The organism is Amycolatopsis sp. FDAARGOS 1241 (assembly GCF_016889705.1).
Taxonomy (GTDB): domain Bacteria; phylum Actinomycetota; class Actinomycetes; order Mycobacteriales; family Pseudonocardiaceae; genus Amycolatopsis.
On the sequence record NZ_CP069526.1, the window covers coordinates 844275 to 856691 of the forward strand.

The following is a 12417-nucleotide window of genomic DNA, read 5'->3' on the forward strand; positions in this document are numbered from 1 at the left end:
TTTCGGGACCCGGTCAAGGCGGCCGGAGAACGGACCTGGCGTCGTGACCCGAACCGAATTCCCCGAAGGCGACATCGCCTGGGTTGATCCGGTATGGCTCGTCCGCGAGCAGGAAACGGCGACCTGGGCTACCGAAGACGACGTCGTTGCGCTCCGGGCGTACCAGCGCTGGCAGCACGCGAGCGGTTGCTGGAAACGGCGATGTCGGAGTTCCACCGGATCGACATCGTCTAGCGGGCGGTCGATCACCGCGTGCGATCATTGCGCGAGCTGTACCAGTTCAGCCGGCTACGGCGCGGCGGGCGATCGGCGGCTAGGCGGCCTGGAAACGTTGCACCGCCTGAACATCGCCCGGCAGCTGATGCTGGGCAAGCTGGTCGTTATTCGGAACACCGTCGAACACCAGGACGCGGACCCGCCGGAGCGCGGCCAAAGCCGAGAGCTCGTCGAGCTGGTGTTGTGGTACTTCCTCAAATCGACCGACACGCTGGTGCGCTGTCCACTCCAGCGCATCGGTGTCGTCTTCGTGCCGGACGACCACTTCGAGGGCGACCTCACCATCTCCTGCGATTTCGCGACCTGGCTGCCGGAAGTCCTGGGTTTGATACCCGGCAAGCACGTTTCCCTCGCGCCAGTGCCGGACTGGGCCGAAGTCAGGCTCGGGGGCATCGAGGGGTGCGAGGAGGACTTGATCACCATTCACGGTCAGGTCTGCGGCCCCGCCCAGGTGCTCTGGTCGATATGGCGCGACTATTTCGCCCGCGCGGCCAACGTCCCACGGGCGACGTTGCGCGCAGGAGAGTGACAGGTCACCGCCACCCCGGTCGACATGGCGGTGACCCTCGGTCACCAGCCGGACGGCAGGGGGCGGCCCTCGGCGAAGCCGGCGGCCGACTGGACGCCCAGCAGGGCACGCTCGTGGAACTCCTCGAGCGTGCGCGCGCCCGCGTACGTGCACGAAGACCGCACGCCCGAGCAGATCGAGTCGAGCAGGTCCTCCACGCCGGGGCGGGTGGGGTCGAGCGCCATGCGCGAGGTCGAGATGCCCTCTTCGAACAGGGCCTTGCGGGCGCGGTCGAAGGCGTTGTCCGTGCGCGTGCGGGCGCCGACGGCGCGCTTGGACGCCATGCCGAACGATTCCTTGTACGGCCGGCCCTGCTCGTCGTACCGCAGGTCGCCGGGGGATTCGTGGGTGCCGGCGAACCAGGAGCCCACCATCGCGGCCGACGCGCCCGCGGCCAGGGCCAGGGCGACGTCGCGCGGGTGCCGCACGCCGCCGTCGGCCCAGACGTGCTTGCCCAGCTCGCGCGCGGCCGTGGCGCACTCGGCGACGGCGGAGAACTGCGGCCGGCCGACGCCGGTCATCATGCGCGTGGTGCACATGGCGCCCGGGCCGACGCCGACCTTCACGACGTCCGCGCCCGCGTGGATGAGGTCACGCGTGCCTTCGGCCGTGACGACGTTGCCCGCGACGACCGGGACGCGCGGCGACACCGAACGCACGGCCTTCAGCGCGGAGATCATCTTCTCCTGGTGCCCGTGGGCGGTGTCGACGACGAGCGTGTCGACGCCCGCGGCCAGCACGGCCTCGGCCTTGCCGGCGACGTCCCCGTTCACCCCGATGGCGGCGGCCACGCGCAGCTTGCCGCCGGCGTCGACGGCCGGCGTGTAGATGCCCGCACGCAGGGTGGCCGCGCTGGTGAGCACGCCCGCGAGACGGCCCTCGGCGTCCAGGCCCAGTGCGAGGCGCGCGCCGTGGTCGTGCAGGAGGTCGAACACCTCGCGCGGTGGCGTGTCCAGCGGCACGGCGACGGCCGCGGGCTGCGCGATCTCGGCGAGGCGTGCAAAGCGGTCGACGCCCGCGCAGGCGGCTTCGTCGACGATCCCGACGGGCCGGCCGTCGCCGTCCACGACCACCACGGCGCCGTGGGCGCGCTTGTGGACCAGGTTGAGGGCATCGGCGACGGCGTCGCCGCCGGTCAGGACGAGCGGGGTGTCCCACACGGTGTGGCGGCTCTTCACCCACGTGACGATCTCGGCGACCGCCGCGGTGTCCACGTCCTGCGGCAGCACCACCAGCCCACCGCGGCGCGCGACGGTCTCGGCCATCCGCCGCCCGGCCACGGCCGTCATGTTGGCCACCACCACGGGGATCGTCGCGCCGGTGCCGTCCACCGTGGACAGGTCGACGTCGAAGCGCGATTCCACGTCCGAACGGTTCGGCAGGAGGAAGACGTCGTCGTAGGTCAGGTCGTGAGCGGGCACGTGCCCATCGAGAAAGCGCACGAGTCCCCAGACTACGTGGCTCACGCGGGTGACGCGAACCCGGCGTGGCTCGTGGAACAATGTCGGCGTGCCCGCCCGTGATCGCGACGAGTCGGGGCGCGCCCGCAACGCCCGTCCTCGCGACGGCCTGGGCCGCCCCCTGCCCTACGGCGCCTCCGGCGTCGACCGCCAGCCCGAAGGCATTGTCCGCACCCCGGCGCAGACCCTGGCCGAAGCCCAGCGGCTCCTCGACGGCGGCCGGCCCTTCCACGCCCACGAGGTGTTCGAAGACGCGTGGAAGTCCACGGCCGGCCCGGAACGCGAACTCTGGCGCGGCCTGGCCCAGCTGGCGGTTGGCATGACGCACGCGTTGCGCGGCAACGGCAAGGGCGCGGCGGCGCTGCTGGAGCGGGGTGCGTCGAACCTCGAGCCGTTCCGGTCGTCGGCGCCGCACGGCATCGATGTGGCCGGGTTGCAGGAGTGGGCCGGGGCATTGGTGGCGGAGGCCAACTCGCGGGTTCGGGCGAAGCCGGTGGCGCCTCGGCTGGTCCGGTAGGTCAGCGCTCCGTCCCGGCGCGAGAGTCCGGCGAGCAAGAGCCGGCCGCGCTCGCGTTTCGTCGCGAGGCCCGGCCTGCCGTTCTTCTCCCGTCAGCGGATCGACAAATCGACCGGCGCCCGGCACGCGACGGGCGCCACGCCGGCCTTGACGAGGCGGGTTCACCAGGGGACCGGCCCGTCTTCGTTGAGGAAGGCGCCGGTCGGTGCTGCGGCGCCTTGGGCGAGCAGGTCGAGGACCACACGGGCTCCTTCCACTGCGGTGCGGGGGCCGGTGTGGCCGTTGAGGTCGGTGGCGATGTGGCCAGGCGTCACGGCGTTCACGTGGAAGTGCGCGTACGCCGGGTCGGCGCGGAAGGTGGTGGCGTAGCGGACGGTGAGCATCACCAGCGCCGCCTTCGAGGAGGCGTAGGCGATGATGTCCGTGGCCGCGGTGAACTTCGAATCGGCGGCGGTGGTGAGCGCCAGGGACGCCGTGGTGCTGGCGACGTTGATCACGTGGGGAGCGTCGGCGGCGCACAGCAGGCCGAGCAGGCGGTGGGTCGTGGCGGCGACGCTGAACAGGTTCGTCTCGAACGCGCGGCGCATTGCCTCGGCGGTGAGGTCGGCCGGTTCGACGGAGAAACGGGCGCCGGCGTTGTTCACGAGCACGTCGAGCCGCCCGTGGCGGTCTTCGAGGAGGCGGGCGGCCGCGTCGATGTCGGTGGCGGAGGTGACGTCGAGGCGGACCGGGGTCACGGTGAGGCCTTCGGCGGCCAGTTCGGCGGCAGCGCGTTCGCCGAGGGTGAGGTCGCGGCTGCCGAGGTACACGGTGGCGCCGCGCAGGGCGAGACCGCGGGCGATTTCGCGGCCGAGACCCTTGTTGGCGCCGCTGACGAGGGCGATGGTCATGATCGACAGCGTCGCCGAACCCGGTGAACCCGGCCAGGCCGTGACAGGGCCACCCACGGTTACCGTGGGAGCCGTGAACGCGATCGGCGACTTCCTGCGTGCCCGCCGGGCTCTCGTCAGCCCCGCCGATGCCGGGTTGCCCGATGCGGGCGAGCGGCGTGTACCGGGGCTGCGGCGGGAGGAGCTGGCCGCTGCGGCAGGCGTAAGCGTCGACTACTACGTGCGGCTCGAGCAGGGGCGCGACCGGCACCCGTCGACGCAGGTGCTCGACGCGCTCGCCCGTGCGTTGAAGCTCGACGACGACGGCGCGGCGCACCTGCACCGGCTCGCGGCGCCGCCGCGGACGAAGCGCGGCGACCTGCCGCGAGGGGTGCGGGAGCTGGTGGAGCGCAACCCCGCGCCCGCGTTGGCGTGGGGCCACCGGATGGACGTGCTCGCCGCCAGCCCGCTCGCCGTGGCGCTCACGCCGATGTACCGGCCGGGTACGAACCTCGCCCGCGCGTTCTTCCTCGACCCCTCGGTCCGGCAGCTGCACCCCGGCTGGGAAGCCATGGCGCGCAACGTCACCGCGCTGGTGCGCGCCCGCACCGCCGTACCGGACCCGGGGCTGGACGAGCTGATCGCCGAGCTCACCGAGGCCAGCCCGGACTTCGCGCGGCTGTGGCCCCGGCACGACGTCCGGACCACCGCCGCGCCGCGCAAGGTCTTCCGCCATCGGTTGGCCGGAGAGCTGACCTTGGGCCGGGAACTGCTGAACGTGCCCGGTGGCGAGTGGACCGTGCTGATCTACCACGCCGAACCGGGCAGCCGCTCGGCGAACGCGTTGGCGCGCCTGGGTTAAGCCTCCGGCCAGTCGTTCGACGCGGCCCGCTCCTCGCCGACCGTCGTTCCCTCGCCGTGGCCCGTGCGCACGGAAGTGTTGTCGGGCAAGGCGAACAGGCGCTCGCGGATGGACCTGACGATCGTCGGGTAGTCCGAATAGGACCGGCCGGTGGCGCCTGGGCCGCCGTGGAAGAGCGTGTCGCCGGTGAAGAGCACGCCGAGGTCCGGCGCGTAGAGGCAGACGGCGCCCGGGGCGTGGCCCGGCGTGTGGAGCACCGTCAGGTCGGTGCCGGCGATGGTGATGGTCTGGCCGTCGGTGAGGTCGCCGTCCGGGGCGCGGTCGGGGTGGGTCAGGTTCCACACCACGCGGTCGTCCGGGTGCAGCAGGATCGGGGCGCCCGTGCGCTCGGCGAGCGCGGGCGCGGCGTTCACGTGGTCGTTGTGCGCGTGGGTGCAGACGATCGCGCGCAGCGCGCGTTCCCCGACCACGTCGGCGATCGCGTCGGCGTCGTGCGCCGCGTCGATCACGATCACCTCCGAGTCGTCGCCGATGATCCACACGTTGTTGTCCACGTCCCAGCTGCCGCCGTCGAGCTCGAACACGCCCGACGTGACCAGGTTCTGCACTATCGCCGTCATGGCACCAGACCCTAGTGCTCGAACGCGCGATCGGCCGAGATACCGCCGGTATCTACTTTCGAGTAGGCTTACTTTGAGTAAGTCCGCTGCGACGATGGGAGCGCGATGACGGCCGCCCGCGACCTGCCGGCCGAACCCTTCGAACTCCGCTGCGTCGCCGTACTGGCGCACCGGCCGGCGAAGCCGGCGCTGAGCGGGCAGCTCGGCGACCGCCGCAACGTGCCGACGCGTGAGCTCGCCGAGCTGTACCGCACGTGGGCACGCGGCGGCGCGGGCCTGCTGGTGACGGGCAACGAGATGGTCGACCCGGCTGCCCTCGGTGAACCTCGCAACGTGGCGCTGCCCGCCGTCCCGGACCCGACCGCGCGCCGGCCGTGGGCGCGTAGCGTCGACGGCCGGCGCGCAGCTGTGGGTCCAGCTCAACCACCCCGGCCGGCAGAGTCCGCGGTTCCTTTGACGCCAACCCGTGCGCCGTCGGCGGTCGCGTTCGGCAACCGCGCCGTACGCACGGCGTTCGCGCCGCCGCGGGCGCCGACCGGCGACGAGATCGAGGCGATCGTCGACCGCTTCGCGCTGGCCGCGCGGACGTTCGTCGAGGCCGGGTTCGCCGGTGTCCAGCTGCACGGCGCGCACGGCTACCTGATCTCGCAATTCCTCTCGCCGCTCACGAACCGGCGTGCCGGGGAGTGGGACCGTGACCGCAGCCGGTTCCTGCTCGAGCTCGTGCGCCGGGTGCGCGCGGCCCTCGGCGACAGCGTGCCGGTGTCCGTGAAGCTCAACAGCGCCGACTTCCAGCGCAGCGGCTTCGCCGAGGACGAGTCGCTGCGCGTGGTCCACGCGCTGAGCGACAGCGGGGATCGACCTGCTCTTTATTTCAGGCGGCACGTATGAAAAGGCCGTGATGATGGGCGCGGGCCACGCGAGCACGGTGCGGCGCGAGGCCTATTTCCTCGACTACGCGGCCAAAGCGCGGCAGGCCGGCGACGTCGCCTTGATGGTCACCGGCGGCTTCACCACCCCCGAGGGGATGATGGAAGCGCTGCGGTCCGGCGCGCTGGACGTGATCGGCCTCGGCCGGCCGCTGACCGTCGACCCGGGCCTGGTGGGTCGCCTGCTCGAGGGCGACGACGCGCGGGCGGAACGGCTCTGCCCGCGGACCGGCATCCGGCTCGCCGACAGCCTGCTCGAAGTCCAGTGGCACACGCAGCAGCCGCGCCACGTCGCGGCGGGCAAACCCGCGGATCGGAACCGGGGCGCGTGGCGAACGTTGGCGCAGGCCGGGATCAGCGATCCGCTGAACGCGTTCCGGCGGGTGCGTGCGTGAGCCAGCCGTCGAGCACCTTGGCGGCGCTCGCGAGCGCCACGAACAGCACGGCGATGAGCACGCAGTTCACGGCCACGCGGCCGTAGCCGAGCTGATCGGCATTGACGAACGGGTATGGGTAGAAGCCGCCCCGCGCGCCGCGGACCAGCGTGAACGCCAGCCACGCGAGCGGCCAGCACACCGACCACGCCACCGTGGGCCACCGCAGCACCCGCGGGGCCGCGATCAGGAACCCGAGCACCGCGAGGATCGGCGACACGGTGTGCAGCATGAGGTCCGCGAACAGGGCCCCGCCGCTGAGGTCGGCCAGCCCCGACAGCGCGACGTGGTAGACGACGCCGGTCACCGCGATGCCGATGAGCGCGTCGAGCCACAGCACGCGCTTCAGGCCGCCGGCCCGCGCGCCGGCCACGAACACGACGGAAGTCAGCAGCACCAGCACGTTCGACTCGATCGTGAAGTAGGCGAACATGTTCGCCACTCGCGCGCCCGCCGTGGCGTACCGGCCCGGCGTCCCGGCGCTCACGACGGCTTGCGTGACGAGCCCGATCAGCACCACGAGACCCGTCACGGCGAACCAGGCCCGGGTCAGTCGTGTCGGTGGCATGCGGTGAGATTACGGTTCGCGGCCGCGTTCCCCAGCTCAAACCACCGGGATCAGCCCGAAGGTGTCACCGGTTCAGCCGTCGAGGTCGCGCAGGCGCGCGGTGATGGTGCGCAGGGTGCGCAGTTCCTCGGGTGACAGCCGCGAGACGACCAGCCGGCGGACGCCGGCGAAGTGGGTGTCCATCGCCTTCGTGAGGAGCTCTTCGCCGGCTTCCGTCAGTTGCGCGTCCACGGCTTGCCGACCGGATTGCGACAAGCGCGCGACGAGTCCCCGGTTGCGCAGCCGGGTGATCAGCTTGGTCACCCCGCCGCGGCTGACCAGCAGCTTCTCCGCGAGGTCCTTCATCCGGCACCGGCCCGCGGGGCGCAGCCACAACTGGTAGAGCGCGTCGAACTCCGCGATCGTGAGGTTGTGGAGTTCGCGCAACTCGACGTCGAGCACGGCCAGCACGCGCGCCTCCAGTTCGAGCAGCCCACGCCACGAGAGCAGCTCGTCCTCCGACAGGTGGGGCACCGTGCGTTCGCCGTGCTTCTCGGTCACTCCCACACGGTAACCGATCGTGCTCGTGAGGGCGGGCGCGTGCTCACGAAATCTTGTTGACGAGAAAACAAGATTACCCGTATGGTCGTTATCGCGCCCCTGGAAACCGAGTGAGAGGATTCGTGATGGGAATTCGGACGACCGGGTGTCACCACATGGCTTTCGTGACCAACGACATGGAGGAGACCGTCAAGTTCTACAACGGAGTGCTGGGTTTTCCAGTGGTCGTGACCCTTCAGCTGCCCGATCCCGACCCGTTTCCCGGTGCCGTGCCGGGAAACCTGGCCGGCAGCAGGCACTACTTCTTCCGGATCAGTGAACAGGACACGATCGCCTTCTTCGAGTTCAAGGATGTTGAGGTCCCCGCGGACAACTCCTTGCTCGGTGCGGGGAACCACCTCGCGATCACGGTGCCTTCCGAGGGTGAGCTGCAGAATGCGAAAAGGGTGCTGGAAGAAAACGGCGTGAAGATCAACAGCGAGCTCGATCACGGCTTCTGCCACTCGATCTACTTCGACGACCCGGTGAACCGCATCGCCCTGGAATTCGCGACCTGGCAGCACCCGTGCGACCCCGCACAGCCGTTCCTGCAGGACCCCGAGCCGGTACCGGCCGCGCTGGCGGCCATCGGTGCGGACACCTACGACCGCCACCTCCTGCGTTACACCCCGGACGGCCACGGTGGCGCTGACCGCTGAGCTCGTGACGCAGCCCGCGACGCAGCAGGAACTGATCTGGGGCAGCGGGTCCCTGGACCGTGTGCCGAAACTGCTCGAAGCCCTGGACTGCAGGCGCGTGCTGGCGGTGGGCTCCGGTTCGGTGGACGCGGTGATCGCCCGCCTCCCCGGGCTGCTCGGCCGGTGCTACCTCGGCCGGTGGTCGGACGTGCCCGCCCATGTTCCGGCGCACCAGGTGAACCTGGCCGTCGGTTCGGCGCAGGAAACGCACGCCGACTCGGTCTTGGCGATCGGCGGGGGCTCGGCGATCGGGATGGGCAAGATCATCGCTCTCGCGCTGCGGCTGCCGTTGATCGCCGTCCCGACCACCTTCGCCGGCGCGGAGCGCACTTCGCGCTACCACGTCACCACCGAGCGGGGGAAGGAAACGGGGACGTCCGGCCGGGCCCTGCCCCGGGCGGTGGTCTACGACCCCGTCCTCGTCGCGGGCCTGCCACCGGCGGTCGTGGCGAGCAGCGGCATCACCGCCGTCGCGCACTGCGTCGAGGTGCTGTGCCACGACGCCGGGGAAGAAGCGTGGTCGTCGGCTCGTGAGGGCCTGCTGCTGTTGTGGGGCAGCCTTCCCGTGCTCTCCGCCGGTGCGGGAGGTCCCGGCAACTGGCTCGACGCGCTCGCCGGTGCGAGCCAGGCCGGGCGGGCACTCGAGGTCCTGGGCGCACCCGGTGCGGTGCACGAGGCGAGCGACCTGCTGTCCGTCCGGAGCGGGCTCGGTCACGGCCTCGCCCAGGCCCTGCTGCTGCCGCGGGCGTTGGGTGCGCGTGGTGAGGCTTCTGCCCTCGCTCGCTCCGCGTTGGCGGAGCTGCGTCCGGGCGTCGGCGCGGAGCAGGCGCTCGGTGAGTTCGCGGCGGCGCTGGGTCTGGTGGAGCCGCCCGGTGTGCTCGCCGTGCCGGTCGCAGCGAAGGCGTGGTCCGAGGCGCTGGCGCACCTCTCCACGGTGAGCCGGCGGCCACCTCTTGGCTCTGGCGACGGCGGCTGAAGGTGGGAGGGCACCGGCCGCGCCCTCCCACTGGCTCACACCAGGGTCAGTGGAGCGCCTTCACCAACGACGGCACGAAGACCGAAGCGTCGACGGTGCCCCAGCCGCTCGCGATGTCGAAGCCGGGGGCGGCGGTGAAGCCCTCGACGCCGTCCTGGCTGTTGTCGCCGGTGACGACGTCGACGATGCCCGCCTTGGCGCCCTTCGGGCCGAGCTTCGTGTACAGGGCGGGGTTGATCTGGCCGAGTTTGCCGTGGTTGGCCTGGACCGCCAGCGCGAGCACGCCGGCGAACAGCGGCGCCGACTGCGACGTGCCGTGCACACCCTCCATGCTGATGTCCGGTAACGACCGCATCGAGCTGCCGGTGATCTTCTTGACGCCGTTCTGCCACGACGGCCGCGCGTAGGCCTTCGACAGGCCGGCGCCTTCGCCGAAGCCGTTGTCCGCGACGTTCACCAGGTCGTCCGGCTTGGTGCGCACGCCATTCGCGTCGAGGTGCAGCTGCGTGCCGCCGAGCGTGGTCACGTTCGGGTCGCTCGCCGGCCAGCTCGCCACGCGGTACGGGTAGTTGCCCGGGCCCTGCAGGTAGCCGCCGGTCGGGCCGTCGTCACCCGAGGACGCGACCATCGTGATGCCCGCCTTGCTCGCGCGCTCCAGTGCCGGGTCGAGCGTCTTGATGGAGGCGAACGACGGGAAGTTCTCCTCCGTGGTGCCGAAGCTCATCGAGATCACGTCGGTGAGCTTGTGCTTCGTGAGGTAGTCGACGGCGTTCATCATCTCGGGCAGCCCGGTGAAGCCCTGTGTCTCGGCGACGGGCGTGGCGGCGACGATGATCTTCGCGCCCGGCGCCATGGCGTGCATCATCGTGACGTCGAGGTCGGTCTCGCCGCCCCACGCCTGGCACGTCGCCGTGTCGACGCCCGGGTCCGTGCACGCCGGGACCGCGCCCGACGGCTGCAGCACCTCGACGTTCGCCGGCGGCAGGCCGTGGCTCTGCGAGTACTCGTCGCGCACTTGCTTCACCTGGTCGTCGCCGAAGGACACCAGCGTGGTGACCGTGGTGCCCGCGCCCGTGATGCCCTGGTTCCACAGCTTGGTCGCGTTGTACGCGATGCTTTCCTTGGGCAGCGAAGACATCGCCGCGTCGAGCTTCGCCACGCGCTCGGCCACCGTGGTGGCGCCGATGAACGACCGCGCGGCCGCCGAGAAGTGGTGCAGCGACGGGGCCGGTTTGGCCGGTGCCGCGGTCGCCGCGCCGGCGGGCGCGGCCACCGCCGTGACGGCCAGCGCGGCACCCGCCAGCAGTGTGATCGGCCGCCCGAACCCGCGGACCGCGGACCGAACGCGAAAAGTCATGTCTTCTCCCCATTTCCGGCGAAGCGGTGGCCCCCAACTCTCATCCATCGCCGGAGGGGTACAACATCGACTTTCGTCTGGCCTTTCACCCGTAACGTGGCCAAATGCCCGGAATCACCCTGATCGATCACCTCGCAGCAACCCGCGCACCGTGTCGATGGTGTCGGCGTCGGCCGGGTCCTTGTCCGGCCGGTAGCGCACCACGCGCGCGAACCGCAACGCGAGCCCGCCCGGGTACCGCGTGCTGATCTGCGCTCCGTCGAGCTCGATCTCCACGACGATCTCCGGCCGCACGTAAACCGTGTAGCTGTCGCGGCGCGTCTCGATCTCCTGGAACCGCTGCGTCTGCCACGCCAGCAGCTCATCGGTCATGCCCTTGAACGTCTTGCCCACCATGATCGGCGGGCCGCCGTCGGGATCGCGGGCGCCGAGGTGCAGGTTGGACAGCGTGCCCGTGCGCCGCCCGTGCCCCCACTCCGCCGCGAGCACCACGAGGTCGATGGTGTGCACCGGTTTCACCTTCAGCCACGCGCGCCCGCGCCGCCCCGCGGCGTACGGCGACGCCAAGTCCTTCACCATCACGCCCTCGTGGCCACCCGCCATCGCCGCGTCGAGCACCGCCGCCGGGTCGGCCGGCTCGAGCTCGCCGGGGATCACGTGCTCGCCGGCCACTTTCCGCAGCGCCGCGTTGCGTTCCGACAGCGGTGCGTCGAGCAGATCTGCGCCGTCGAGGTGCAGGCAGTCGAAGAAGTACGGCCGCAGCAGCAGCGCCCGCACCTGTTCCTCACGTGTGCTGCCGAAGCGGCTCATCGTCTCCTGGAACGGCCGCGGCCGGCCGTCGTCGGTGAGCGCCAGCGTTTCCCCGTCCAGCACGACGGATTCGCACGGGAGCCCGCGCACCAGCTGCACCAGTTCGTCCACACTGGACGTGATCTCGCGCAACGTGCGTGTGTACACATGCACTTCCTGGCCCTGGCGGTGGACCTGGATGCGCGCACCGTCCATCTTGTACTCGACGATCGCGTGCGCGTGTTCGCCGACGGCTTCGTCGAGCGACTCAGCCGGCGACGCGAGCATCGGCTTCACCGGACGCCCCAGCGTGAGCCGGAACTCGGCCAGCTGCGCCGAACCGCCGGTCATCGCCGCGTACCCCGTGATGGGCAACTTGCCCGACAGCATGAACGCCCGCCGGACCTCTTCCGCGCCGACCCCGGCCGCCGCCGCGACCGCGTCGACCATCACGCCCTCCAGTGCCCCCTGCCGCAGCTCCCCGGTGACCAGCCGGAAGAGGAACTCCTGCTCGGCCTTGGTGAGCCGCGCGAACAACGCCGTGAGCACCTCGGCCCGGCGTTTGACCGACCCCGCGCCCGCCGCCGCCGCGACTTCGGTGAGCGCCAGATCGACGTCGCGCACTTCGACCGTCGGCTCCGCGGCCGGCTCGACGGCCAGCTCCGCGAGCGTGCGCCAGCCTGCGCCCAGCCGGTCCTGCGCCGTTTGCCCCGTGAGATACGCGATGACAGCGGGCAGCTCCTCGGGCTCGGCGGCGCGCAGCACCGCGGCGAGGGTGGCGATCTTCGCCTTCCTCGACCGGGTGGCCGCCAGCTCGGCGGACGCGGTCACGATGTCGGTGAGCAGCACCCGTCCATGATGACCCGGCGGACCGACAATTTCCGGTCGAAGTGCAGCTGACCTGCGAGGACAGGG

At 71.3% G+C, this 12417-nt stretch carries 14 protein-coding genes; 7 read left to right on the plus strand and 7 right to left on the minus strand.

Annotated elements, in window-relative coordinates:
• Nucleotides 1–43 precede the first annotated feature (43 nt).
• Nucleotides 44–805 carry a hypothetical protein gene (locus tag I6J71_RS04065; protein ID WP_204093493.1) on the plus strand — a complete coding sequence of 254 codons (762 nt, stop codon included), beginning with the start codon at nt 44–46 and terminating at the stop codon, nt 803–805.
• A 41-nt stretch (nt 806–846) separates the two neighbouring features.
• Here I6J71_RS04065 and I6J71_RS04070 read toward each other — a convergent pair whose 3' ends face one another.
• Nucleotides 847–2286 carry a GuaB1 family IMP dehydrogenase-related protein gene (locus I6J71_RS04070; protein WP_204096860.1) on the minus strand — a complete coding sequence of 480 codons (1440 nt, stop codon included), beginning with the start codon at nt 2284–2286 and terminating at the stop codon, nt 847–849.
• A 67-nt stretch (nt 2287–2353) separates the two neighbouring features.
• Between I6J71_RS04070 and I6J71_RS04075 the strand changes: the two genes are divergently transcribed.
• Nucleotides 2354–2821, plus strand: coding sequence for a DUF309 domain-containing protein (locus I6J71_RS04075; RefSeq protein WP_204093494.1), 468 nt, complete (start codon nt 2354–2356; stop codon nt 2819–2821).
• A gap of 161 nt (nt 2822–2982) precedes the next feature.
• Here the strand turns inward: I6J71_RS04075 and I6J71_RS04080 are convergent, their stop codons facing one another.
• Nucleotides 2983–3711: an SDR family NAD(P)-dependent oxidoreductase gene (locus I6J71_RS04080; RefSeq protein WP_204093495.1), complete on the minus strand. Its 729-nt coding sequence runs from the start codon at nt 3709–3711 to the stop codon at nt 2983–2985.
• Nucleotides 3712–3784: 73 nt separating this feature from the next.
• On the opposite strand from I6J71_RS04080, the gene I6J71_RS04085 reads away from it, so the two are divergent.
• Nucleotides 3785–4552, plus strand: coding sequence for a helix-turn-helix domain-containing protein (locus I6J71_RS04085; protein ID WP_239154418.1), 768 nt, complete (start codon nt 3785–3787; stop codon nt 4550–4552).
• On the opposite strand, the gene I6J71_RS04090 is transcribed toward I6J71_RS04085, so the two are convergent.
• A complete protein-coding gene (locus tag I6J71_RS04090) occupies nt 4549–5172 on the minus strand; it encodes an MBL fold metallo-hydrolase (protein WP_204093496.1) in 624 nt (207 codons plus the stop codon). The genes I6J71_RS04085 and I6J71_RS04090 overlap by 4 nt on opposite strands.
• 105 nt (nt 5173–5277) lie before the next feature.
• On the opposite strand from I6J71_RS04090, the gene I6J71_RS04095 reads away from it, so the two are divergent.
• The gene (locus tag I6J71_RS04095) at nt 5278–6063 is read left to right on the plus strand and encodes a hypothetical protein (protein WP_204093497.1); all 786 of its coding nucleotides are present in this window, start codon (nt 5278–5280) and stop codon (nt 6061–6063) included.
• A 7-nt stretch (nt 6064–6070) separates the two neighbouring features.
• The gene (locus I6J71_RS04100) at nt 6071–6496 is read left to right on the plus strand and encodes a hypothetical protein (RefSeq protein ID WP_204093498.1); all 426 of its coding nucleotides are present in this window, start codon (nt 6071–6073) and stop codon (nt 6494–6496) included.
• On the opposite strand, the gene I6J71_RS04105 is transcribed toward I6J71_RS04100, so the two are convergent.
• Both I6J71_RS04105 and I6J71_RS04110 read right to left on the minus strand, forming a co-directional pair.
• On the minus strand, nt 6456–7103 hold the full coding sequence (locus I6J71_RS04105) for a Pr6Pr family membrane protein (RefSeq protein WP_204093499.1): 648 nt from the start codon (nt 7101–7103) through the stop codon (nt 6456–6458). The genes I6J71_RS04100 and I6J71_RS04105 overlap by 41 nt on opposite strands.
• Before the next feature lie 72 nt (nt 7104–7175).
• On the minus strand, nt 7176–7643 hold the full coding sequence (locus tag I6J71_RS04110; protein ID WP_204093500.1) for a MarR family winged helix-turn-helix transcriptional regulator: 468 nt from the start codon (nt 7641–7643) through the stop codon (nt 7176–7178).
• Between the two features lie 155 nt (nt 7644–7798).
• On the opposite strand from I6J71_RS04110, the gene I6J71_RS04115 reads away from it, so the two are divergent.
• Together I6J71_RS04115 and I6J71_RS04120 are read left to right on the plus strand one after the other, a co-directional pair.
• Nucleotides 7799–8341 carry a VOC family protein gene (locus tag I6J71_RS04115; protein ID WP_204093501.1) on the plus strand — a complete coding sequence of 181 codons (543 nt, stop codon included), beginning with the start codon at nt 7799–7801 and terminating at the stop codon, nt 8339–8341.
• Nucleotides 8325–9356, plus strand: a complete 1032-nt coding sequence (locus I6J71_RS04120) for an iron-containing alcohol dehydrogenase (RefSeq protein WP_204093502.1) — start codon at nt 8325–8327, stop codon at nt 9354–9356. Before I6J71_RS04115 ends, I6J71_RS04120 begins: the two co-directional genes overlap by 17 nt.
• 46 nt (nt 9357–9402) lie before the next feature.
• Here the strand turns inward: I6J71_RS04120 and I6J71_RS04125 are convergent, their stop codons facing one another.
• Nucleotides 9403–10713 (minus strand): S8 family serine peptidase, encoded by a 1311-nt coding sequence (locus I6J71_RS04125; protein WP_204093503.1) that lies wholly within the window; start codon nt 10711–10713, stop codon nt 9403–9405.
• 114 nt (nt 10714–10827) lie between these two features.
• A complete protein-coding gene (locus I6J71_RS04130; RefSeq protein WP_204093504.1) occupies nt 10828–12351 on the minus strand; it encodes an ATP-dependent DNA ligase in 1524 nt (507 codons plus the stop codon).
• Nucleotides 12352–12417 lie beyond the last annotated feature (66 nt).